The organism is Gillisella vitis (assembly GCF_001541345.2).
GTDB lineage: Bacteria > Pseudomonadota > Alphaproteobacteria > Rhizobiales > Rhizobiaceae > Allorhizobium > Allorhizobium vitis.
In genome coordinates, this window is the sequence record NZ_LMVL02000001.1 from 1,002,222 (window position 1) to 1,025,844 (window position 23,623).

At 57.2% G+C, this 23,623-nt stretch carries 21 protein-coding genes; 9 read left to right on the forward strand and 12 right to left on the reverse strand.

The features are described 5' to 3' along the window. Positions 1 to 56: 56 nt before the first annotated feature. From ASB66_RS04180 to ASB66_RS04200, 5 genes are all read right to left on the reverse strand, one after another. Positions 57 to 1,193, reverse strand: a complete 1,137-nt coding sequence (locus ASB66_RS04180) for a DUF3734 domain-containing protein (protein WP_060717619.1) — start codon at positions 1,191 to 1,193, stop codon at positions 57 to 59. Between the two features lie 158 nt (positions 1,194 to 1,351). Then, positions 1,352 to 2,380, reverse strand: a complete 1,029-nt coding sequence (gene adhP, locus ASB66_RS04185) for an alcohol dehydrogenase AdhP (protein WP_012654080.1) — start codon at positions 2,378 to 2,380, stop codon at positions 1,352 to 1,354. A 141-nt stretch (positions 2,381 to 2,521) separates the two neighbouring features. Continuing rightward, on the reverse strand, positions 2,522 to 3,397 hold the full coding sequence (locus ASB66_RS04190; RefSeq protein ID WP_060717620.1) for a dienelactone hydrolase family protein: 876 nt from the start codon (positions 3,395 to 3,397) through the stop codon (positions 2,522 to 2,524). A 114-nt stretch (positions 3,398 to 3,511) separates the two neighbouring features. After that, positions 3,512 to 5,002, reverse strand: a complete 1,491-nt coding sequence (guaB, locus tag ASB66_RS04195; protein ID WP_041698961.1) for an IMP dehydrogenase — start codon at positions 5,000 to 5,002, stop codon at positions 3,512 to 3,514. Positions 5,003 to 5,166: 164 nt separating this feature from the next. After that, positions 5,167 to 6,090 carry a hydrogen peroxide-inducible genes activator gene (locus ASB66_RS04200; RefSeq protein WP_060717538.1) on the reverse strand — a complete coding sequence of 308 codons (924 nt, stop codon included), beginning with the start codon at positions 6,088 to 6,090 and terminating at the stop codon, positions 5,167 to 5,169. 355 nt (positions 6,091 to 6,445) lie between these two features. Between ASB66_RS04200 and ASB66_RS04205 the strand changes: the two genes are divergently transcribed. Beyond that, a complete protein-coding gene (locus ASB66_RS04205; protein ID WP_147274008.1) occupies positions 6,446 to 7,219 on the forward strand; it encodes a TetR family transcriptional regulator in 774 nt (257 codons plus the stop codon). Positions 7,220 to 7,271: 52 nt separating this feature from the next. On the opposite strand, the gene ASB66_RS04210 is transcribed toward ASB66_RS04205, so the two are convergent. Next, entirely contained in the window at positions 7,272 to 8,225 is a 954-nt protein-coding gene (locus ASB66_RS04210; protein ID WP_060717621.1) for a LysR substrate-binding domain-containing protein, read from the reverse strand. Between the two features lie 226 nt (positions 8,226 to 8,451). Here ASB66_RS04210 and ASB66_RS04215 point away from each other — a divergent pair, with 226 nt between their 5' ends. Beyond that, on the forward strand, positions 8,452 to 8,751 hold the full coding sequence (locus ASB66_RS04215) for a DUF1127 domain-containing protein (RefSeq protein ID WP_060717540.1): 300 nt from the start codon (positions 8,452 to 8,454) through the stop codon (positions 8,749 to 8,751). A 120-nt stretch (positions 8,752 to 8,871) separates the two neighbouring features. On the opposite strand, the gene ASB66_RS04220 is transcribed toward ASB66_RS04215, so the two are convergent. From ASB66_RS04220 to ASB66_RS04240, 5 genes are all read right to left on the reverse strand, one after another. Continuing rightward, positions 8,872 to 9,759 (reverse strand): DUF937 domain-containing protein, encoded by an 888-nt coding sequence (locus tag ASB66_RS04220; protein ID WP_060717541.1) that lies wholly within the window; start codon positions 9,757 to 9,759, stop codon positions 8,872 to 8,874. A 293-nt stretch (positions 9,760 to 10,052) separates the two neighbouring features. Next, positions 10,053 to 11,426 carry a glutamate--cysteine ligase gene (locus ASB66_RS04225; RefSeq protein ID WP_060717542.1) on the reverse strand — a complete coding sequence of 458 codons (1,374 nt, stop codon included), beginning with the start codon at positions 11,424 to 11,426 and terminating at the stop codon, positions 10,053 to 10,055. Between the two features lie 184 nt (positions 11,427 to 11,610). Then, complete coding sequence (locus ASB66_RS04230) at positions 11,611 to 12,348, reverse strand: 16S rRNA (uracil(1498)-N(3))-methyltransferase (RefSeq protein WP_060717543.1); 738 nt, start codon at positions 12,346 to 12,348, stop codon at positions 11,611 to 11,613. 19 nt (positions 12,349 to 12,367) lie between these two features. Next, positions 12,368 to 13,870 carry an inorganic phosphate transporter gene (locus ASB66_RS04235; protein ID WP_060717544.1) on the reverse strand — a complete coding sequence of 501 codons (1,503 nt, stop codon included), beginning with the start codon at positions 13,868 to 13,870 and terminating at the stop codon, positions 12,368 to 12,370. 347 nt (positions 13,871 to 14,217) lie between these two features. Beyond that, positions 14,218 to 14,595 (reverse strand): NUDIX hydrolase, encoded by a 378-nt coding sequence (locus ASB66_RS04240; RefSeq protein WP_234612821.1) that lies wholly within the window; start codon positions 14,593 to 14,595, stop codon positions 14,218 to 14,220. A gap of 547 nt (positions 14,596 to 15,142) precedes the next feature. On the opposite strand from ASB66_RS04240, the gene ASB66_RS04245 reads away from it, so the two are divergent. The 6 genes from ASB66_RS04245 (at position 15,143) to ASB66_RS04270 (ending at position 21,874) form a co-directional block, all read left to right on the forward strand. Next, positions 15,143 to 16,549 carry a DUF6880 family protein gene (locus ASB66_RS04245; RefSeq protein WP_060717546.1) on the forward strand — a complete coding sequence of 469 codons (1,407 nt, stop codon included), beginning with the start codon at positions 15,143 to 15,145 and terminating at the stop codon, positions 16,547 to 16,549. 123 nt (positions 16,550 to 16,672) lie between these two features. Then, entirely contained in the window at positions 16,673 to 18,106 is a 1,434-nt protein-coding gene (locus tag ASB66_RS04250; protein WP_060717547.1) for an FAD-linked oxidase C-terminal domain-containing protein, read from the forward strand. Continuing rightward, positions 18,103 to 19,305: an FAD-binding protein gene (locus ASB66_RS04255; RefSeq protein ID WP_114386247.1), complete on the forward strand. Its 1,203-nt coding sequence runs from the start codon at positions 18,103 to 18,105 to the stop codon at positions 19,303 to 19,305. The genes ASB66_RS04250 and ASB66_RS04255 overlap by 4 nt, the downstream gene beginning before the upstream one ends. 54 nt (positions 19,306 to 19,359) lie before the next feature. Next, positions 19,360 to 20,010, forward strand: a complete 651-nt coding sequence (locus ASB66_RS04260) for a hypothetical protein (RefSeq protein ID WP_060717549.1) — start codon at positions 19,360 to 19,362, stop codon at positions 20,008 to 20,010. Then, positions 20,011 to 21,324, forward strand: a complete 1,314-nt coding sequence (gene glcF, locus ASB66_RS04265; RefSeq protein ID WP_060717550.1) for a glycolate oxidase subunit GlcF — start codon at positions 20,011 to 20,013, stop codon at positions 21,322 to 21,324. 64 nt (positions 21,325 to 21,388) lie between these two features. Then, positions 21,389 to 21,874 (forward strand): hypothetical protein, encoded by a 486-nt coding sequence (locus ASB66_RS04270; protein ID WP_060717551.1) that lies wholly within the window; start codon positions 21,389 to 21,391, stop codon positions 21,872 to 21,874. 26 nt (positions 21,875 to 21,900) lie between these two features. On the opposite strand, the gene ASB66_RS04275 is transcribed toward ASB66_RS04270, so the two are convergent. Then, on the reverse strand, positions 21,901 to 22,611 hold the full coding sequence (locus ASB66_RS04275) for a glutathione binding-like protein (RefSeq protein WP_060717622.1): 711 nt from the start codon (positions 22,609 to 22,611) through the stop codon (positions 21,901 to 21,903). A 198-nt stretch (positions 22,612 to 22,809) separates the two neighbouring features. Here ASB66_RS04275 and ASB66_RS04280 point away from each other — a divergent pair, with 198 nt between their 5' ends. Next, positions 22,810 to 23,256, forward strand: coding sequence for a DoxX family protein (locus ASB66_RS04280; RefSeq protein WP_012654098.1), 447 nt, complete (start codon positions 22,810 to 22,812; stop codon positions 23,254 to 23,256). The last annotated feature ends 367 nt before the right edge of the window (positions 23,257 to 23,623 follow it).

The following is a 23,623-nucleotide window of genomic DNA, read 5'->3' on the forward strand; positions in this document are numbered from 1 at the left end:
TTTATCCTCAAACACGCGTGGATATAAACGCAGCATAATCCAGCAGAGCCGATAGGTCACGACCCGATACGACGCCGTTCGCGGCTCAAATCGAAGATCTGGATGCCATCCCTTGGGCGGCCGCGGTTGCGCCATTTCGGATGTTTCAGCGTATAGGTGGCGTCGTCGTAACCAGCCTGCCAATGTTCATTGATGGAGGCGCGCGAAAATTCATAGTCCATCGAATGGGTGGCGTGGGCGGCGCGCCGGTGAATAAGGTGGACGATGGTGACGTCATATTCTTGACCGACGGAGCGCAGCAGCTTGGCATCCTCGTCATCGCGAAATTCCGGCGGAAGCTTGTCCAGCAGGCGTTTCGCGGCCCGGCGGATCACCTGCTTGCGGGCAAATTCGTCAGTATTCATCCGGGTTCGGCTGGAAAAGCGGATTTCCTTGGTGCGGCTCTCCACCTCGAACTGGTCCTTTGGCATGTCGCCGCGGGCGCTGAACAGATCGACCTGGAAAATATCCAGGTCCCGCTGGCTTTCATTGGTTTCCAGCACATGCTGCAAGGGTGTGTTCGACACCAGGCCGCCATCCCAATAAAACCGGCCATCGATTTCAACCGGTGGGAAACCGGGCGGCAGCGCGCCGGAAGCGGCGATATGGCGGGCATCAAGCTTGGTGTGGCGGTTGTCGAAATAGGCGAAATTACCGGAGAGAACGTCCACGGCACCCAGGCTGAGACGTGTCGTGCCGTCATTCAGCAATTTGAAATCGATCAGATTGTTTAGCGTCTTTATCAGCGGTTCGGTGTCATAAACGCTGACGCGATAATCGGGATTGAGCAACACTTGCTGCGGCGTGGGCAGGCGCGGTGAAAAGAAACCGGGAATGCCAAACATCATGCCGGTCAGCGCCGAGAGATCGTTGGTGGTGCGTCGTGAAGCGGTGTCTTGATCGCCAAGGTTGAAATTCAGCTGCGAAGATACCATGTCCCAGAAGGCGCGCAGGTTTTCCACCCGTTTTTCCCTGGGGCTTCCGGCAATCAGCGCCGAATTGATCGATCCGATGGAAATGCCAGCCAACCAATCCGGATCGACATCATGGACGTGAAGGGCCTCATAAGCACCAGCCTGGTAAGCACCCAATGCCCCTCCACCCTGAAAGACAAAAATACGATCGGTGGCGGCATTGGACTCGGACGACAGCATCGGCATTCACCATGGATTATTGCATCGCAATGAAGATAGCCGCTTTTCCGCGCTATTCCAGTATCTTGCCGCCTCACTTATCGTTTATGGCGAAATAATTTGCTTTGCATCATCCATGAGATCCGTGCGCCGGTAAGGCGCACGGATCTGGTTATTTTTCAGGCGGCCAGATCGAGCACGATCCGTCCGTCGATCTTGCCTTCGCGCATGCGGTCAAAAATCGCATTGATATTTTCCAGCTTATCCCAGGAGAAATGGGCGGCAACTTTGCCTTCACCGGCAAATTGCAGCGATTCCTCAAGATCCTGCCGCGTGCCGACAATCGAGCCACGCACGGTGATGCGCTTCAGCACGGTTTCGAATACCGGCAGCGAGATGAAGCCCGGCGGCAGACCGACCAGCGCCATTGTGCCCTTGGAGCGTAGGAAGCCATAGGCCTGTTCCATGGCTTTTGGGGAAACGGCTGTCACCAGCGCGCCGTGGACGCCGCCGGTGGCTTTCTGCACCTGCTCGATAGCGTCGGCTGCCCGGCCATTGACGACCACATCGGCCCCCAGCTTCTTGGCCAGTTCCAGTTTGTCATCGAAAATATCGGCGGCAACCACATGCATGCCCATGGCCTTGGCATATTGCACAGCCATATGGCCAAGCCCGCCAATGCCTGAAATCACCACCCATTCGCCAGGCCGCACTTCGGTTTCCTTCAGACCCTTATAGACGGTGACGCCGGCGCAGAGAATGGGCGCGGCGGCGCCGAATTCCAGGTTGTCAGGCAGGCGGCCAACATAATCGGGATCGGCGAGGCCGTATTGGGCAAAGGTGCCGTTAACCGAATAGCCGGTATTCTGCTGGCTGCCGCAGAGCGTTTCCCAGCCGGTGCGGCAGGGGTTGCAGCAGCCGCAGGCCGTATGCAGCCAGGGAACGCCAATCCGATCGCCTTCCTTGATCCGGGTGACACCCGCGCCAAGTTTGGCGACAAAGCCGACGCCTTCGTGGCCGGGAATGAACGGTGGGTTGGGCTTGACCGGCCAATCGCCGCTGATGGCGTGCAGGTCGGTATGGCAAACGCCGGTCGCCGCATATTTGACCAGGATCTGGCCTGGACCGGGTTCGGGGATCGGCATTTCCTCAATGGTCAGCGGCTTGCCGAATTCGCGTGCAACAGCGGCTTTCATCATCGATGCCATGATTTCCTCCATAGAAATTGATGTTTTAAAATTCAACATCGTGTCCCGGCTCATGCTGAGACTATGGAGGACCCTAGTGCAGGGCGGGGCGATTGCTTTTGATTGATATCAATCCGCCCCGCTTTGTTGTGGCAGGTATTCCTACGCCAGGTTCTTTTTCAGAAAGGCCACGGTGCGTGACCACGCGAGGTCTGCGGCCTCCTTGTTATAGCGGGCCGCCGACGTGTCATTGTTGAAGGCATGGTTGACGCCGTCATAGACAAAGATTTCAGCTTGCTTGCCATTGGCCTCAAGCGCCTTGCGATAGGCATCGATCCCGGCATTGATGCGCTCATCGAGGCCAGCGTAATGTAGCATCAAGGGTGCATTGATGGCTGGCACCTGATCGGCGGGCGGCTGGGCGCCATAATAGGCGACACCCGCCCCAAGCTGCGGTGAGGCAATAGCCAACCGGTTGACCATGCCGCCGCCCCAGCAAAAGCCGATGGCACCGATCTTGCCGTTGACGCCCTTGACGGCCGCGAGATAGGCGCGGCTGGCCTCGGCATTGTTGACCGTACTACCCAGATCGAGCGTGGTGAACATGTCGCGGGCCTTGTCCTCGTCTTCCGGTGTTCCACCCTTTGGCGACAGAAAATCGGGGGCCAGCGTAATAAAGCCTTCCAGCGCCAGCCGACGGGTCACATCCTGGATATGTGGATTGAGGCCTCGGTTCTCGTGGATGACGATCACGCCGGGCAGGGCGGCCTTGGCGTCCTTAGGGGACACCAGATAGCCTTTCATCTCGCCGCCCGCGCCGGGATAGGTGACCATTGACGCGGTCAACCGCTCATCGTTTTCAGGTGTCAGCGCGGCATTGGCCTTGTTGGCTGCCAGCATTGGCATGATGGCTGCGGCAGCGGCACCGGAGCCGGCAAGCTTCGTGAGCTTTTCCATGAAGCCGCGTCGGTCGAGGCTGAGATGCGTGTATTCATCATAGGCGTTGATCATCGCCTGGGTAATGGCTGGTTTTTCCATCATGTCCTCCACAAGGTTGTCCAGTCCAAGACATAGAAAACCCGAACCGCCATCCAATGTCTCTTGGAGGTCAATCCGGGTTTTCATCAACACTTATGCGTTACTGGACCGTTTTTATGCAGCGCCCGGATAGTTGGGGCTCTCACGGGTGATGGTGACGCCGTGCGGGTGGCTTTCGCGCAGGCCCGCACCGGAAATCCGCACGAAGGTCGCCTTTTCCTGGAAATCCTTGATGTCCTTGCCGCCGACATAGCCCATGGCGGCCTTGAGGCCACCCGCCAGCTGGTGCAGCACGGCAGAGACCGGACCTTTATAAGGCACCTGGCCTTCGATGCCTTCCGGCACCAGCTTCAGCGTATCGCGCACTTCCGCCTGGAAATAGCGGTCCGCAGAGCCGCGCGCCATGGCACCGACCGAGCCCATACCGCGATAGGCCTTGAAAGAACGGCCCTGATAGAGAAACACTTCGCCGGGGCTTTCATCCGTGCCGGCCAGCAGCGAACCTACCATGACGGCGGAGGCACCGGCGGCAATTGCCTTGGCCAGATCGCCGGAGAATTTCACGCCGCCATCGGCGATCACAGGAATGTCCAGCTTATGGGCTGCTTCGACGGCTGCCATGATGGCCGCCAGCTGCGGTACGCCGACGCCTGCGACGATACGAGTCGTGCAGATCGAGCCGGGGCCGATACCGACCTTGACGCCATCGGCACCTGCATCGATCAGGGCGCGGGTGCCATCGCCGGTCGCAACATTGCCGGCAATGATCCGAACCGAGTTCGACATTTTCTTCACAGCGGTCACGGCGTCTAGCACCCGCTGCGAATGGCCGTGGGCGGTATCGACGACGATCACGTCGACACCGGCCTCGATCAACCGTTCGGCCCGCTCGCGCCCGTCATCGCCAGTGGAAATGGCGGCGGCGACCCGTAGGCGACCTTGAAAATCCTTGGCGGCATGCGGGTTGAGCTGCGACTTTTCGATATCCTTGACGGTGATCAGGCCAACGCAGCGGCCTTCATTATCCACCACCAGCAGCTTTTCGATCCGATGGCTATGCAGAAGACGCTTGGCTTCCTGCTGCTCGACGCCATCCTTGACGGTGATCAGGTTGTCGCGGGTCATCAATTCATGGATCTTCTGGGAATGATCCGAGGCAAAGCGCACATCGCGATTGGTGAGAATGCCGACCAGGCGACCAGGACGGCCACCGTTTTCGACCACTGGAATACCGGAAATACCGTGGGCCTTCATAAGGCCGAGTGCTTCGGCCAGCGTCGCATCCGGATGGATGGTGACGGGATTGATCACCATGCCGCTTTCGAATTTCTTGACCTGGCGAACCTCTTCGGCCTGTTCGGTCGGTGTCAAATTGCGGTGGATAACCCCAAGGCCGCCAGCCTGTGCCATGGCAATCGCCAACCGGCTCTCGGTGACCGTATCCATGGCGGAAGACAGGATGGGGAGCGAAAGATCGATATCCTTGGCGATCCGGGTGGAGATATTCGTCTGGCCCGGCATGACTTCCGAATGTCCGGGCTGGAGGAGAACATCGTCAAAGGTAAGCGCTTCTGCGCCGGTTGCCGAAATTACGATCCGTGCCATGCCAATATCCTTCATATGAATAGGCAGAGTCCTCCAGAAAAGCGATTTTCCTCTGGATTCCTTTGCATGTAATGCTTGGAGGTTGGCGAGGGCTGGTAACACGTTCATGACAGGAAGGGAATAGCAAAAGCATGGATTGTGGATGACGTCGGTCATCCCCCTTTTTAAACATCCTGCCTCTGTTGCGAGGGCGTCGATTTCTCCCGCGCGCTGGCGGCAAGACCATCGGCAAGCGCTTCCATATCGGCTTGGCGGGCGCTGGATCGCCGCCAGATCAGGCCGATTTCGCGGTAGGGTGGGGGATCGGTGAAGGGAATGATGCGGATCTTGTTGCGGCTGGTTTCGGTCTCTATCGCCATTTCGGGGATCAACGTCATGCCCATGTCATGGGACACCATCTGGAGCAGTGTCGCCATCGATGTTGCGCCGAAATTGACCATGCTGCGCCGGCTGGCGGTTTTGCAGACGGCCAGCGCCTGGTCGCGCAGGCAATGGCCTTCCTCCAGCAGCAGCAACCGATCGGTATCTACGTCCGCTTCCACCAGAGGTGACAGAAGCACGGCGTCGTCATTACGGGCCACGGCCATGAAAAACCGATCGACCAGCAGGCTGCGGCAGACCAGAGCGTCCGCATCCACCGGCAGCGCCGCGACGACCGCATCCAATTTACCATCATTGAGGTCGGACAGCAGCCGGTCGGTGACTGCTTCTTTGAGCTCAATCTCGATCAGAGGATGATTTTGCCGCAAGTAAGGCACCATACGCGGCACCATATAAGGGGCGACGGTGGGAATGATGCCGATCCGCACCAGGCCTTCCAACATACCGCCATTGTTGCGCGCGGCCTGTTTCAGCCGGTCTATTCCCGCCAGGACCTCGCGCACATGCGCCAGGATTTCCAGCCCCTTGGTGGTCAGGATCGTGTTGGCGCGCGTGCGCTCGATCAGCATCACGCCCAGATGTTTTTCCATCTCCATGATCTGCGCCGAAAGCGCGGGTTGGCTGACATGGACGAGATCGGCAGCCCGGCCGAAATGCAGTGTGCTGGCAAGCGCATCGAAGTAGCGCATTTGACGAATCGTTAGCATGATAGGATTTCCAAATCGTAATTCAAAATAAATACGATTGGAAATTATGATCCGTCAATGGAACACTACAGTCATTGAGACGAAACATTGTTTTAAAATTAATTTTGACGAAGACCGCCTTCCAAGGAGGACGCCATGATGAATTTCTCGGAGAATAACGACCACAGTCGGCATTCAGGTGCCTGGATCGATCATCGGGCGTCAACTGGCGTATTTCAAACTGGTACATCCAGACGATGAAGCAGGTATTCATGCTGCCTTAAGGCAGCTTCCAAGCTTCGAAGCAGATACGATCCAGCATCGCCGCTGAAAACCCTACACGTATCTGTTTCGAAAAGGGGCGTCAGAAGCCGTTTTGATACGGTTTCTGACCCCCTGTTTTATATGGGTTTACTACTTTGCATTAATCAAAACTGAACACCCTTCCAATAGAGCCGTTACCTGTGGTCCACATGATGTGGAAATTATCCTGGGACAGGACGGAATGGTGACGGCGATGAAAATGCCGAATGAAAGCTCGCGAATCAATCCACGCAAGCAGCCAAAACAGAAGCGCAGTATTCAGCGTGTCGAAAATATTCTGAGTTCGGCTGAGTTTCTTATTATCAAGCATGGTGTTTCACAATTGCGCATGACGGATATTGCCGCGAATGCTGGCGTACCTGTGGGCTCCGTCTACCAATTCTTTCCGCAGAAAGCGGCTGTGCTTAAAGCCATCATGGACGTGCGCCTGACCAGCCTGGCCGAAGATATTACCATGCGGTTAACGGATGTGCGCGACGAAGCGGATGCGCGCGCCCGTTTGGTCGATCTGATCGAAAGCGGTGCGCGTCTGCATCGTGACAATCCGCTGTGTCGGGAGTTCTGGATCGCAATGTCGACCGATCCCGATCTCGGCGCGCTGCAATACAAGGCTCAGGAAGACATTGGCGCGTTGGCGATGAGATGGCTGGGGCCATTTGCCGATGGTGGGGATGGGCAGGGCAAACACAATCGTTTCCTGCTGGTTGCGGTCTTGAGCGGAGCAGTTTTCCGCGCCATCGCCGAAAAGCATGAGCGCGCTTGGGCAATGTTGGACGAGTGGAAAAACGCCGCGTGCGCTATGCTGTTTCAACCCGCGCAAAAGTGATTGCGACAGGTTCTGAGGCAATATGAACGGTGGTTTTCAATGAATCTTCGTATTACCAGCCGGGGATCATATGTCCCGCTCGCAGGCGCGGATAGTAACGGGAAAAGGTTTTGGTTTCCCCATCCATATCGTCTTCGATGGCCGTTGGATTGATATTGTCGAGACAGGCGGCGATATGGTCGGTAATGGCGTTCATCAGCGAGGGCGACATGCCGGGGCGTTTCATGATGCCGATCTGCACGGGCGGCAGCGGCGGAAAGCCATCTGCCTGACCCAGCACCTTCATGCCGGTCCGCAGCGCTGATTCTGGCAGCACCGACACCGCCATGCCAGCCAGCACTGCCGCTGCAACGACGGTCGATGACCAGCTGGTGAACAGGATCTGATAGTCACGCCCGTCGGCATCGAGCGCTGAACATGCCAACTGCCGCCAATTGCAATCGCGCCGTCCAACCGCAAGCGGTACGGGCGCATCGTCGCGCAGGGGGTGGTTGGCCGAAGCCACCCAGCAAAGTGGTTCGGTGCGCATCACATCGGATTGTCTGGCCGCCGGGTTATGGGTCACAAGCGCGATGTCCAGCTCACCTCTCGCCATTTTGTCGGCCAGGTCGGTGGAGGGTTCGCAGACGATGTAAAGCTCGACATTGGGATGCGTTTTGGCAAATCGGCCAATAATTTCAGGCATGTAACGGTCGGCATAGTCATCTGGAGTCCCGATCCGCAACGTGCCTTCCAGCCGGTTATCGTCGAAAGCGGCAATCGCTTCGCTGTTCAGGCGGACGATCCGCCGTGCATAGTTCAGCAGCTTTTCGCCTTCCGCCGTCAGCCGGTTGCCACGCCCGTCCTTGATGAACAATTGCTTGCCGATCCGTTCTTCCAGACGGCGCATCTGCATGGAAACGGCTGATTGGGTCTTGAAGACCCGCCCTGCCGCCTTGGTAAAGCTACCGGTGTCGACAATAGCGATGAAGGTTTGCAACTGGTCAGTATCAAGAGGTGCGGACATGGCGGCCATTCCATCAGTTGGATTGATGATTACCATTAGAAACATTCACTGGACTGATCAATAGAAATTCGGCAAATCTCAAACTGCAAAATGTCAATCGACGCCACGAGTGACCAATTGATGTTCAGTTGTCGCGGTGTCCTCCAACCCCTTCACGGCGTCCCTCCGGCTTGGTTTCCCAAGCGCGGCCGCCCCTTCTCGTGCCGAATTTGAAAGGACTATTGTCATGCGCACGACCAGACAGATCACCGTAGCGGCTTTTCCTCAAGCAGAGGGCGCAGTCATCGCAGCCCTTCGCGCCATTGTCTGGACAGTGAATTCTGTGCTGCGCACGCTCACCAATCGCCGTGCGGCTCTTAAGCTTGCGGATCTCGACGATTACCTTCTGCATGATGTCGGTTTGACCCGAGCTGAGCTGGAGGCCGAATTGTCGAAGTCCGGGCCACTTGGAGATCCGTCTTCAAAGCTGGCAGGTCTCGCACGCGCCAGGATTCGCAAACAGGTGAGCACGCTTTCTATCGGCTGAAAGATCCCCTTTCCACCCGCCATCCCCGCAGGGCGAAAAGCCAATCGGCCCTGCTTTTGCCCGGCAACAGGTCACTGTTGCCGGGTCTTTTTTCGTGTGCTGGCCGGTGTTGGCCTGCCGTCAGTGCTTGGAATGAGTGGTGCCTTCGTCCGATTCGCCACGATCATCCTTGCCCGGCGCCGTCACATAGGTCTCGAAGATCTGTTCTACGCTTTTCTGATAGCTTTTCTGCACGTTCAGACCACTATCGAACATGGTGTTGACGATATCCATCATCGATTTTCTGGCCTCGGCTTCCGGGCTCGGCTTTGGTGCCTCGGCTTTCGGGGCCTGCCCCATTGAGCCGCTGACCATGTCCTGCCAGGCCTTGGTGAAAGGATTGTCCAGGAAAGGGTTCGTTTCGGTCTTAGGTGCGGCTTTCGCCGCGCTTATACCCATCATTTGCTGCCAGGCGGCAATAAAGGGATTGTCGAAGGGGCCGGGCGATGTCGGTGGAGCTTTCGGTGAAAATCCTGTTGCCTGAAGCCATTCCTGGATCATTCCGGCCATCGGGTTATTAGCAAAGGGATTGCTGGCCTGCTGCATCTGTCCAAGGCTCTGCTTGAACAATCCGCCCATGATCGTATCGGCCATAGCCGGCAGCATACGTTTGAGAATGTCCTGGCCGATACCGGTGATCTGGGCCGCCTGGGCGGCGACAGCGCGCGACACCTCCTTGGAGCCGAACAATTGTTGCAGCACCTGATTGCCGTCGGCAATGCCCTGAGGGGTAAAGGCTTTGCCCATATCCTCGAAATACTGGGCATAATTGCCGGACGATAAAGCCGCAAACAGGCTGGACAGATCATAAGGATTAGCGGCGGTGCGCTTGAACCCGGAGGAAAAGGCCGGCGTCAATGCGGCAAGCGCCTGCGCCACTTGTTCCTGAGCAAGCCCGAACTGCTTTGCCATGGCATCCATGGCCGCGCCATTCTGTGCTCTCAGTAACATATCGAACAGTGGCAACATGTGTATTTGCTCCCCGGCGCGCAGCCTTTTTATACGGTATTCATGCGGTGGCGGTCGTATGGACAGTCAGCCTGAGGCTTCAGAACGTTTTGCGCTCGATCACAACAGTTACTGCGCCTTATCCGCCTGTTTCGCGGCATGATTGAGCTGTCGTCACCAGCCAGCTCTCATCAAACGATTCACAATAATCGATTCAAGGAGAAAACCATGCAAGAGCCACTATAGCGGGAAACATCCGGCTGCAAATCGTTTTTTTTACGCACGCACAAGGCTTTGCCAGCGCGCTGCCTACATCAATATTGATAGGCGGAAAATACAGGTTCCACCTTGCCGTCCCACGGGCCATGATAGAGATCCAGCATGTCCTGTGCCAGCGAATGGCCTCGCTCCACGATACTATCCAGCGGTTGTAGGTAGATCGATTCGTCTTGGTCTTCCGCATTCAGCCGGGCGCGCGCCACAAGACCGGCCCTCGACAAGGCCAGCAAATCGCGTGACACATCCAAAACGGAGCGACCCTGTACGGTGGCATCGAAGCCGAGGGCCGGAACAGTGTCGCGAAGCTTGCTAACTGTTGCCACGTCCCAATCTGCCGTCAAATCGTCGGCCGCTGCCAGCGCGGTGTCGTCATAGAGCAGCCCGACCCAGAAAGCCGAAAGCGCCGTGATATGGCTTTGCGGGCCGCCATCGGCCAGCCGCATTTCCAGGAACCGTTTCAGGCGGACATCGGGAAACAGCGTTCCCAGATGATTGGTCCAGTCACCCATCGTCGGCTGCCAGGCGGCGATTTCGTCCTTCAAACCGCCCGCCATGAACTGGCGGAAGGTGATGTGGGTACGGTCGTGATAGCGGCCATCCCGCATGACGAAATACATCGGCACATCAAGCGCCCATTCGACATAATCGATAAACCCGAAATCCGGTTTGAATACGAAGGGCAGCAGGCCGGAGCGGCGATTGTCGGTATCGCGCCAGATGTCGCCGCGCCAGGACAGCAGGCCATTCGGCTTGCCTTCGGTAAAAGGCGAGGCGGCAAACAGCGCCATGGCGATGGATTGCAGCTTTGTGGAAACCCGCATCTTGGTGCGCATGTCGGCTTCAGACGAAAAATCGAGATTGACCTGGATCGTAGAGCTTCGATACATCATGTCCAGACCCTTCGAGCCGACCTTCGGCATGTAGCGGGTCATGATGTCGTAGCGGGATTTCGGCATACGCGGCGTCTGCTCTAGGGTCCACAGCGGGCTGCCGCCCATGCCCAGAAAGCGGATCCCCATCGGCTCGGCGACTTCCCGCAGGATTTCGAGATGCTGGAGGGTTTCGCCCGCCGTTTCATGCAGGGTCTCCAGAGCCGCGCCTGACAGTTCGAACTGCCCGCCCGGCTCGATGGAAATCGCGCCCTGGCCACTGCCACCAGCCAGGCCAATGATGTTTCCGCCATCAATGATCGGTTCCCAGCCAAGCCGGGCCTGCATGCCCTTCAGCAGCGCAGAAATGCTGGCTTCGCCGAAATAGGGGACGGGCGAGAGATCGGCGGTGAAGAACCCGAATTTTTCATGCTCCGTGCCGATGCGAAATGTTTCTTTCGGCTTGCACCCCTCGGCCATATAGGCGGCCATGTCCTCAAGCGAGGTCAGGGGCGTGTCATCGGTTGTATCGCGAGCCATGAAGCCGACCTTGTTCTGCTACAGGTTTTTATTTTCGCATCGGATGGGACCGAAAACCGGTTTCCACTTTTCGCTCCGATGCGTTGCCGAGGGTTGATAGGGCTGAACCCGGCGGCTGCGCAAGCGAATTTTGCGATTTGAACGTTCAACAATATTGAACGAGATATGCCGGTTTGTTTCAAGTTCATTTCCAATCGCCGATGCTGGCTTGCACCACGGCCAGGGCAGCCACCGCGGCGGTATCGGCGCGCAGAATGCGCGGTCCCAGCGGAATGGCGGTGACAAAGCTGAGACTGCGCAGCAGGCTGCGTTCCTCATCGGAAAAGCCACCTTCCGGCCCAACCAGCAATGCCAGTTGCCGTTCCTCGATTGCCGCCAGCGCCGCCATGGGATTGTCGGTGGCGCTGTCCTCGTCACAGAAAATGATCCGATGGGCGGCAGGCCAGGTTTCCAGCAGGTCCTTGAGCTTGACCAGCGGTGCAACCTTTGGAACGGCCAGGATGCCGCATTGCTCGGCTGCCTCGATCACATTGGCCTGCAAGCGTTCAATGCTGCCGATCCTGCCCTGAACATGCTGGGTCATCACTGGCTGGAGCGCACCGGCGCCCATTTCCACCGCCTTCTGGACGAGATAGTCCATCCGCCCGACTTTAAGCGGTGCAAACAGAAATGTCAGTTCGCTCGGGCGAGGTTGCGGGCGGGTTTGGCTCTGCGGAATCAACGCGATGCGCTTGCGGGTGGGGAAGGCGAGGCTCGCCTTCCATTCACCATCGCGGCCATTGAAGACCAGCACTTCGGCACCTTCGGTGAGGCGCAGGACATTGGCCAGATAGTTATATTGTTCCGGTGTCGTCGCTACCGGGTTTGCGGCTTCCAGCCCAGCCTCGACATAGAGTCTCTGCATCTTGTAATTTGCCCGCATGCCTTATGACCGTCTCACGTTATCGAAAGAGCGCGAACATAACCCTGTAAATCAGCGCTGCAAGCCCTGCGGAGACCGGAAGTGTCACCAACCAGGCGCCCATGATGGTGAGGATGTGGGAGCGGCGGACCAGTCGGCGCCGGTTCACTTCATCGGCATTGGACGGTTTGGGAGCTTTACGCTGCCATTCCGCCGACTTCATCAGCATATATTCCAGCCGCCGTTTTGAATGGCGGTTATACCATTCCCGGAAAAAGCCAAGGCCGAAGACCGCACCGATGGCGATATGGGTGGAGCTGACTGGCAGGCCCAGCTTGGAAGCGGCAATCACTGTGATGGCGGAGGAAAGCGAGACGCAATAGGCCCGCATCGGGTTGAGCTTGGTGATCTTGGTGCCGACAAGGCGGATCAGCCTTGGGCCAAACAGCAGAAGTCCGGTTGAAATACCGAGCGCGCCTATGGTGACCACCCAAAGCGGTGCGGTCATCCGCGTGTGCAGATCATTCGACATGACCGTATGAACAATGGCTGCCAGCGGGCCGATGGCGTTGGAAACGTCGTTGGCGCCATGCGCGAAGGATAGCAGGGCTGCGGCACCGATCAGCGGCATCCGAAACAGTTTGCGCAAGGATTGATTACGGTTTTCCAGCCCCAATGCCTGCTGGCGCACAATGGGCCTGGCCACAAGCCAGACAATGCAGCCGACCACCAGGCCGAACAGAACGGCTCGATCTGAGATCATCGTAAAGCCCATGCCGCTGGTTTTCAGGCTGAGATAGCAACTGAAGCAACCCGCCATCAATCCGATTAGAATCGGCACCCACCGGCGCGCCTGGGCGATCTTGTCGGGGCGGTAAACGATCAGGTCGTAGATCAGAAACAGGATGGCCGCCGCGATCACCCCGCCCAGCACCGGCGAAATTACCCAGCCGAGCGTGATGGTGGCGATGGTCTGCCAATTGACGGCGGCGGTGCCCATGGCCGAGGCGGCGGCCCCCATGACGCTGCCGACGATTGAGTGGGTCGTGGAGACAGGGGCATTGGCCCAGGTGGCGAGATTGATCCAGAGGGCTGCCGCCAGCAGAGCAGCCATCATGATCCAGATAAAGGTTTGCGGATTGCCAACCAGGGATGGCGCCAGGATACCAGAGGAAATCGTATCGGTGACTTCGCTTCCGGCAATCATTGCCCCGGCAATTTCGAAAAATGCCGCCATCACCAGAGCGCCGGTCATCGTCATGGCCCGGGCGCCCACCGCCGCCCCGACATTGTTGGTCACATCATTGGCGCCGATATTCAGCGCCATGTAGCCAGCAAGTGCGGCTGCGGCGATAATGATGGCGGAGCCCGGCCGGTCTGCAGCAAAACCAAGCGCGGAAACCGCAGCAAAGATCAGGAAGATCAACGCCATGCCATAGGGAGCCGCGCCACGCGCCACGTGCTGGGCAGCGCGTTCGAGCAGGGTTAGCCGGTCAAGATCCTTGTCCAGCATTGGTCGGGCGTATTTGGGGGGCTTGCTCATGCTTGACGTGCTGGTTCTATCATTGGAGCGGGCCACACGGCTAAAACCGATGTCGCGCCCATGGGAGGGGGGCGTGGGAGAGGCCCGTGAGGAAGAAAGACTGATATGCGGCGCACTTTGGTTATTTTGGCCGCATTGTGCTGTAGCGCATATTTGCCTGGGTCGGAATTGATTTAAAATGTCTCAGAGAAAAAGGCGAACCCGGATTCCCTGACAGCCTCTTCAATAACAGGCACTCGCCAGCAACTCTCTCTTCTCTATCGACAAGAGCGCGAAATGGCTATGACACCCGATTAGGAAGATAATAGCCTGTCACCATGACCGTAAGACGTCGTCTTATCGGCAAATCAGCCCGCTTTTGCGGCATTGCGCTGACGTGAGAGGGAAAGAAGATGAAAAAGTCGTTTTAATTGTGGTTCCTGCACCCGGCTCGCCGCAACGTCGCAGCCCACCCATTCCAATATGCGGGTGCCTTTTTCCGGATAATCGTCAACAAACTCGCGCACTTCCAGCAGGTAGACCTTCACCTCGCACGGAATTTTCAGCCCGTCCGGCATGCCTTTCATATAATGATAAGAACCGAAACTGGTTTTAGCGATCTTTCCCTTGACGCCTGCCTCCTCATAAGCCTCACGCTGGGCCACGAGATGCGACTTTTTCGAGCCCATGGGCCAGCCCTTGGGAATGACCCAGCGCCCGGTGTCGCGGCTGGTAATCAGCAGCACTTCCAGAAGACCCGCTTCGGTTTCTCGATAGCAAAGCGCGGCAAATTGCTGCTTGGGCGGGCGCCGAAACATCAATTCCAAATCCGACACGATGCGCTGTAAAATTGCCAATGCGTAAATCCGTATTTTTGATTATTGTAATATAACTGATTCCCGCAAAGGTTGGTAGTTGTTTCGCTTCATGGGAAAAAAGCTTCACGGTGACGTGAATCAAGTCTTTCATAATACAACTCATGAATGCCTTCATGCAATTGACATGAGGAACTGTCTGTTATGCGCCCATCGCAAGGCAGCGTTCTGATCCTATAGCCATGGCCGAAAATCAAAGTGATTCGAGAAGACCCCTTCAGTGCCGGGAATCGCAACTATTTTCATGTTTGTGAAAATTTGTTCCCGATAGGCTTATCTATTGAATCAGATCGATCTGTTTGCTCAATTACGCCGAAAATCATTCCTAAATATGGCCTGATTTGCCTTTTTGCCCAAGGTCGCTTCTTTTGCGATGCATCTGGGGTCCGTAAGGTCTGCCGTTCTGAGAGAGAAGACGATGGCAAAGAAAGCTGCTGCGAAATTCGATCGGGCCGGACTGGCATCGCTTGGCGCGGAAAAACTGGCGGAGATTCTGCTGGACGAGGCCAGCGCCAATAAAGCCTTGAAACTGCGCTTGCAAGCAGCGCTTGCCGGGGCAGCGGGATCGACCAAGGTGCTCGCCCGGATCGACAAGCGCCTGGATCAGATTGAACGCTCTGCCTCCGGCATTACCGCCAACCGCGCACGCGAATTATCGACCGAGTTGGGTGGCATGATGCGGACCATTGGTGGAGAGCTTGGTGATGATCCGGTTGCCGCAGCCGAGCGGATGGTGCGGATGATGTCCGTGATGCTGGGGATGACCCATCGCTTATACGACCGCAGCGCCAAGCTGGAAAAACTGTCGGAAGAAATTATTGCTGCGGCTGTTTCGATGATTGGGGCTTTGCCGGAGGCTGGTCAGGTAACGCTGGTCCCGGCCCTGGAAAAGGTCCGGGATGCTGACAAGCACCGCGAGCTGGGCGATGTCTTTTCACAAGTGATGGCAGTGCTTGGCACAGCCGCCGCCGATACCTGGAAGCAATTGCTGGAAGGGGCGCTCAAGAACAGCCGTTCGCCACACCACATCCTGCAACTTCTCCAGGATCTCGCCGTGAAGCGGCAGGATTTCGATGAGGTGATCCGGTTGGAACAGGTTAAGCCTGAACTTTATCAGGATAGCCTTGTCCTCGCGCATCTGCTGTTTGACGCCCAGCGTTTCGAGCAGGCGCTCGAGTGGGTGCGCAGAAAGCCAAAGGGTATGCGTGTCATCCGCATCGGCGGTATGACTGCAGCGGCTGGCCCGGACTATGGCGTGCAGGAGCGTAAACTACTGGAAGCCGATATTCTCGAGCGCCTCAAACGGCGAGGGGATGCCCAGGCTTTACGCTGGCAGGAGTTTTGCGAGACATTCGAGCCTGACGTGCTGCGAACCTATATTGCCAAATTGGATGATTTTGCCGAATTCGAGGAGATGGACAAGGCGTTGGATCTGGTGATGAATAGCAAGGATGTCTATAAATCCCTGTGGTTTCTGATCGGTTGGCCAAAACTGGATCTTGCCGCACAGCTGGTGATCGATCACGCCCAGGACTGGGATGGTCGCCAATATGAACTGCTCTCCAGCGCAGCGGAGAAGCTCTCGGAAGAGCAGCCGGAGGCGGCAACGGTGCTCTACCGGGTGCTGGTCAATGACATTCTCAAGCGCAGTTTGTCGCAAGCCTATCACCATGCTACGGCCTATCTTGTGGCACTGGCCGATCTGGTGCCGCGTGTTTCGGCCATGAACGGCCAATCCGATCATGTCAGGTTCATGCAGAGCCTGAGACTAAAGCACGCCAAGAAATATTCGTTCTGGACGCTGCTGCCTGAGGACCTCCGCTGATAAAGTCGTGAGGTGGCAGCAAAAAGCAGATGGAGAGGATGGCCATCTCCGCACGGTTTTCATTTGAGGAATTGGCCGACGCAGATAAGGTGCTGCATCTGAGCGGCGCTTCGGGAGGACTGGATGGCCGATACCATTGAATTTCTAAAGCCCGATGCTGGCATTCTTGATCGGCGTGATCGGATCGTCGCCGAGTTGTCGGCAATCCTGCCTAGGGAACGGTTGATCCATAAGCCAAGAGAGCTTGTCCCTTTCGAGACCGACGGGTTTCTGGCCTATCGCCTCCAGCCGCTCTGTGTCGCCCTGCCTGAAACCACGGCGCAGGTGGCGGCCGTGATGCAATATTGCCATCGCCATAAGCTTCCGGTCGTGCCGCGCGGCGCGGGAACCTCGCTTTCCGGCGGCGCGATCCCGCAGGAAGATGCTGTTGTGATCGGCTTGTCGGCCATGACCCGGATTCTCGATATTGATTTCATGAACCGCACCGCCATTGTTCAGGCTGGTGTGACCAATCTGGCGATCTCGGAAGCCGTTGGGCCGCAGGGATTTTTCTACGCGCCCGATCCCAGTTCGCAGCTGGCCTGCACGATTGGCGGCAATATTGGCATGAATTCCGGTGGCGCCCATTGTCTGAAATATGGCGTGACCACCAACAATCTTCTGGGCGTGAAGATGGTTCTGGTCGATGGCACGGTGATTGAGCTGGGCGGCAAGGCGCTCGATAGCAGCGGTTACGATCTGCTTGGCCTGATCTGTGGTTCGGAAGGTCAACTTGGTATCGTCACCGAGGCGACCGTGCGGCTGCTGGCCAAGCCGGAAGGTGCGCGTCCGGTCTTGTTCGGCTTCGACAGTGCCGAGGCCGCTGGCACCTGCGTTGCCGATATTATCGGGGCGGGCATCGTGCCGGTGGCGATGGAATTCATGGACAAACCCGCCATCGAGATTTGCGAGGCTTTTGCCCACGCCGGTTATCCCATGGATGTCGAGGCGCTTTTGATTATCGAGGTCGAGGGATCGGACGCCGAGATGGAGGCGATGCTGGCCGATATCTGCGAAATCGCCCGCCGCCATGGGGTGAAAACCATCCGCGAAAGCCAGTCGGCGACGGAGGCCGCGCTGATCTGGAAAGGCCGCAAATCCGCCTTCGGGGCAACGGGCCGGATTGCCGATTATATCTGCATGGATGGCACGGTGCCGCTCAGCCAATTGGCCTATGTTTTGAAAAAGACCTCGGAAATCATTGATCGTTACGGACTTCGGGTTGCCAATGTTTTTCATGCCGGCGATGGCAATATGCATCCTCTGATCCTCTACAACATCAACGACCCCGAAGATGCGGCCAAGGCGGAGGCGGCAGGCAATGAAATCCTCAAGCTCTGCGTCGATGCCGGTGGCTGCCTGACCGGTGAGCATGGTGTCGGCATCGAAAAGCGTGACCTGATGCGCCACCAGTTTTCCAAGGCGGATCTTGCCCAGCAAATGGCGGTCCGGGCCGCTTTCGATCCCGATTGGCTGCTTAACCCCAGCAAGGTCTTTCCGCTGGAGGGCCGGGCGTGAGCGCGTTTCTGGCGCCGCAAACGGAAGATGAGGCTGCGGCGATCATTGCCGAGAGCGCTGCGAAGGGCCGGACGCTTGCAATCAGGGGTGGCGGTACGCGCTCAGGCTTCGGCAATCGCCTGGAGACGGATGCGATACTGTCATCCACCGGGCTCTCCGGGATAATTGCCTATAATCCGGCAGAAATGGTGCTGACGGCGAAAGCCGGGACACCGATGGCCGAGATCGAGAGGGCGGTGACTGAGAAAGGCCAGTCGCTGGCCTTTGAGCCACCGGATCATCGCGGTTTGATGGGGACGACAGGGGAGCCGACGATTGGCGGCGCCTTCAGCGTCAATGCGTCCGGACCTCGGCGCTTTGTGGCAGGCGCGGCGCGTGACCATCTGCTGGGTGTCCGTTTCGTCAATGGCAAAGGTGAGGCGATCAAAGCAGGCGGGCGGGTGATGAAGAATGTCACCGGGCTCGACCTGGCGAAACTTTTGGCCGGTTCGCATGGCACGCTGGGGTTTTTGACGGAAGTGACCTTCAAGGTTCTGCCGCGCCCGCGCCTGACGCAAACCGTTGTGGTGTCAGGTCTGGACGACGCTGCTGCCGCCCATGCCATGGCCGTCGCGCTTGCCATGCCGGTCGAGGTGACGGGCGCCGCTCATCTCCCGGAACTGGTTCGGCCCCGCCTGATCGACGGAAAGCTACCGGATGGACCCGCCACGGTATTACGGCTTGAAGGCCTGCCTGCCTCGGTGCGCGAGCGGGCGGAAAAGCTACTGGCGGTGATGGAGCGGCTTGGACCCGTCACGCTGCTGGACGAGCCGCAAAGCCTTGTTCTTTGGCAGGAAATTCGTGATGTCCATCCCTTCACGGCCATGTTGGCCAAACCGGTCTGGAAAGTCTCCGTCGCACCGACAGCAGGCCATCACCTGGTCGCTGGCCTGCGCTTGCATGCGGCTATCGATGCCTTTTACGACTGGCAGGGCGGCCTGGTCTGGATGCAGATGGAGGCGGACCCGGAGGGCGAGCTTATCCGGCAGGGAATCATGGCACTTTGCGGGGGACATGCCTCTCTTCTGCGGGCCGATGAGGCAGTCAGACGGGCCTCCTCCTCATTCGATCCGTCGCAACCCGCTGTGGCTGCTTTGATGCAACAGGTTCGGCGTTCTCTCGATCCAAAATTGATATTCAATCATAACGGGATTTTCTGAAAATTTACCCCCTGATGATACGCGCCTATTGCGACACTCATCAGGGGGATTGAAATGCTGAAAATCGATGATGCCATTGGTCTGATTATTGAAGGAACGCACGAAGCCAATCGAAAATATCTGCGCATGTCGGGGGGCGCTACCGTTCACGAATATGGGATAGAGCCTTTGATTTCGGCGACGATTGCCGAAACATTATATAATTCAGGCGCCCAGAGAGGAGAGGAGTGCTTCGTTACTCTGGAAACGACGTGCTGGGAGTTGGTGAAGTGGTCGCTTGGTGGCGAGGTGGAGGACAGTGTTTACAAGGATAGCGACGGGCAGAGAGCCGACGTCGTTTACTGGAATCGGCATAATTTGCCGGAAGGCGTGGTTGAGGTAAAACGACATTTTTCCTTTTCAAATTGCGAAGATGATATCCGCAAAATCTCTTTGCTTTTGTCGCGCCTGGATACTCAGGAGGAAGGTACGTTGAAATGGGGCGCTGTTGCTTCCATGAGAGAAACGACCAATACTTCTACTAAGGACAAGAAAGCTGTGCTGAAAGACTTTCTCAGTAAATGTGAAGAGAAGTTTCCAGATTTTACGTTCAAAGGACGATGCGAAGAAGTTGAGGTCGAGGCAGATTCCGCTGTTAAGAAGCGACGTCCGGAATTGACCGCATTCCAGGCCTATGCAGTGCTCTTCAGGAGAAAGAAGGAATAGGTGCAGACCAATTTTTCCATAACCCAACTTGCCGATCCAAAAACCGCTGAAGCCGAGAGCATCCTGCGCCGCTGCGTGCATTGCGGCTTCTGCACGGCGACCTGTCCCACCTACGTCACGCTTGGCAATGAGTTGGACAGTCCGCGCGGGCGCATCTATCTGATCAAGGATATGTTGGAAAACGGGCGGGCGGCGGATGAGGAAATCGTCACGCATATCGACCGATGTCTGTCCTGCCTGGCCTGTACGACGACCTGTCCCTCCGGTGTCGATTACATGCATCTGGTCGACCATGCCCGCAACCATATCGAAAACACCTATCAAAGGCCGCTTGCCGACCGGTTGCTCCGCAAGCTGCTGGCGACGGTGCTGCCCTATCCGGGGCGCATGCGGGTGGCGCTGGCCTTTGCCCGGCTCGGACGACCGTTCGCGCCGCTGATGGAGCGCATTGCCGCCTTGAAGCCGATGGCGGCGATGTTGAGATTGGCACCTCAGGATGTGCCTTATCCATCGCCCATCTCACGCCCGGGTTTGCATTCGGCGCGGGGCAATCGCAAAGGCCGGGTGGCGCTGCTGACCGGCTGCGCTCAGTCGGTGCTCGACCCCGGTATCAATGACGCGACGGTTGCACTTTTGATTAGGCTGGGTATCGAGGTCGTCGTTCCCAAGGGGGAGGGGTGTTGCGGGGCGCTGGTGCATCACATGGGGCGTGAGACGGATGCGCTTGCCGCAGCGCGGCGCAATATTGATGCCTGGATGGTCGAGATCGGGGAGGGTGAGGTAAGCGGTCTGGATGCCATCGTTATCACCACATCCGGCTGTGGCACGACCATCAAGGATTACGGCCATATGCTGCGCCACGACCCGGTCTATAGCGCCAAGGCAGCACGGGTTTCGGCGCTTGCCAAGGACGTGAGCGAGTACCTCGCCACTCTAGATCTGCCACAGCAGGCGGATAAGGGCGTGACGGTTGCCTATCATTCCGCCTGTTCGCTGCAACACGGCCAGAAGATAACGGCTCTGCCGAAATTACTGCTGAAAACGGCGGGCTTTACGGTCCGCGATCCGGCGGAAGGGCATTTATGCTGCGGCTCGGCTGGAACCTATAATATTCTCCAGCCGGAAATTTCGCAGCAATTGAAAGCCCGCAAGCTGCGCAACATCCAGGCGGTCCATCCGGATGTCATTGCTGCTGGTAATATTGGCTGTATGACCCAGATCGGTTCGGGAACAGACATCCCTGTCGTCCACACTGTCGAATTGCTCAATTGGGCGTTTGGCGGAGAAAAACCCCAGAAATTAAAGGATTTATAATCGCAGTATGCAAGGATCGGTCTTTTAGCAACCCTGTTGCTGGGTCCTGTCTGGAGGGCGGGCGATGATAAACCGATTTGTATTGATCCTGAATGAAGCCGTGGTGGTTTTGGCGTGCCTGACACCAGGGGCTGAGGCCATGGATCGTTATTATTGTGCGGTGGATGATGGCCAACTGAAATTGTCGATAGAGGCCGCTTTCAAGGAAGAGCCAGGCTGGCCGCTGGGAAATCTTCGCGGTGTCATGGTGTTTAAGCCGGGGCAGAGCGTGTCGGGCGAGGACAGGACAGTAACCGGCGCGGTTCGGCTTGCTATGGCTGACATGGTCCAATCCAGGCGTGACGATCGGAGCTTTCAGCTCCGCACCTCCTCCACCTCGGGCGAGGGTGGGGAAAGCATGAGTGTCGACATAGTGTTGAATGCCAGCATGCAGGGAGAGGATATCAACCGTTTTGCCGGCAGCTATGCCGTGACGGTGCGCCCGCAAGGCAACACCAATCCCGCTGCCGCAGTGGAGCGGGATGGTGCGTTGAATTGCAAGCGTTTCTGATCAGGTCGCCTCGATAAAGATCAGCCTCACACAGGGCGCGCAGGAATATTCAGGCCCTTTTGGCTGGCGGGACGGGCTTCGCCGCGAGCGGCCCAATCCATGACGGCGGGATAATTGGAGAGACCAATGACGTCGGCGGCCTCATAGCCAGCGGTAATGCAGCGCACCCACGGCCAGGTGGCGATATCGGCAATGCTGTACTCGTCACCGGCAAGCCAGGGACGGTGCGCAAGTTCTGCTTCGAGCACGGACAGCAAGCGGCGGGTTTCGTCACGATAACGCTCCATCGGGTAGGAATTGTTGGCGACCTTATCGGCGGCATATTTGTAGAAATGGCCGAATTGGCCAAACATCGGTCCGACACCGCCCATCTGGAAGAACAGCCATTGCAGCACACTATAGCGGCTGGAGCCGTCCTTTGGCAAAAGCCGTCCGGTCTTTTCGGCCAGATAGACAAGAATCGCGCCCGACTCAAACACACCAACTGGTTTTCCGTCCGGCCCGTGCGGGTCGAGGATAGCCGGGATGCGGCCATTCGGATTGAGCGAGACAAATTCGGCAGATTTCTGCGAATTGTCGGAGAACGTCACCAGATGCGCCTCATAGGGCAGGTCCAGTTCTTCCAGCGCAATCGATACCTTCACGCCATTCGGCGTCGGCAGCGAATAGAGCTGAATGATTTCTGGATTCTGTGCAGGCCAGCGCTGCGTGATCGGGAAGGAAGAAAGATCGGTCATGACAAGATCCTGATTAAGGCCAAGGAACCGGACGCGCTCACGCATCCCTCCCTTGCTGATCGAGAAAGCCTACTGTTCTCAAATTGTGAACGATACGTCAATTATTGTCCACCTATCTGAAACAGTAGAGATGTGGGAAAACGGCTTCACAGTTTTCTAACCAATTTGCGTGTCGCAGTCATCACACTGGAGCCTTCCATGTCAAATACCAATAACGCGATCCTTCTGCTCGCCAGAATTCTTCTCTCCTTCATCTTCATCCTGTCCGGCTTCGGCAAGCTGACCGATCCGGCTTCCACGGCCGGTATGATCACGGGCGCCGGCCTGCCTGCTGCAACAGCTCTGGCCTATCTGGCCGGTGCGTTTGAGTTGATCACCGGTCTTTCTGTCCTCGTTGGCTTCCAGACGAAGATCGTTGGCTGGGCCTTGGCGCTGTTTTGCATCTTCACCGGCGCTGTTTTCCATAGCGGCACGGTTGCCGTTCCCGGCTGGCCGGATGCAGCACTCGGCTGGATCAACACGCTGAACGGTATCATGATGATGAAGAACTTCACCCTCGCTGGCGCTTATATCCTACTGGCAACGGTTGGAGCAGGCGCCTACTCGCTCGACGCTCGTCGCGGTGGTAAGCTGGCACTTGCCTGATATGCAGGGGGCTATTCAATATAGCCGATAAAATTTCCTGTATCGACCGGCTCTTTAAAGCCGGGATAAATACAAAGGCCCGCCGGAGCGATCCGACGGGCTTTTTGCTTTGAACGGCATGCTGTCGTGGATCACGGACATCGGCTGGTCATTTGTCAGGGAAAGGAACCCCCGTTTTTCCTGACAAACTCTAAACAGCCTTAGCCGCCGTGCGGGCCGGAGCAAACCTTGGTGAACGGATTGCAGACTCCTGCGTTGGCTAGGGTGAGTGTTTCACCAGTGCCCAAGAACAGCGAGATAATAAGAAGTGCTTTCATGTGGTATTTCATCATTACCCCCAGATATGATTGAAATAATAAGCACGGAG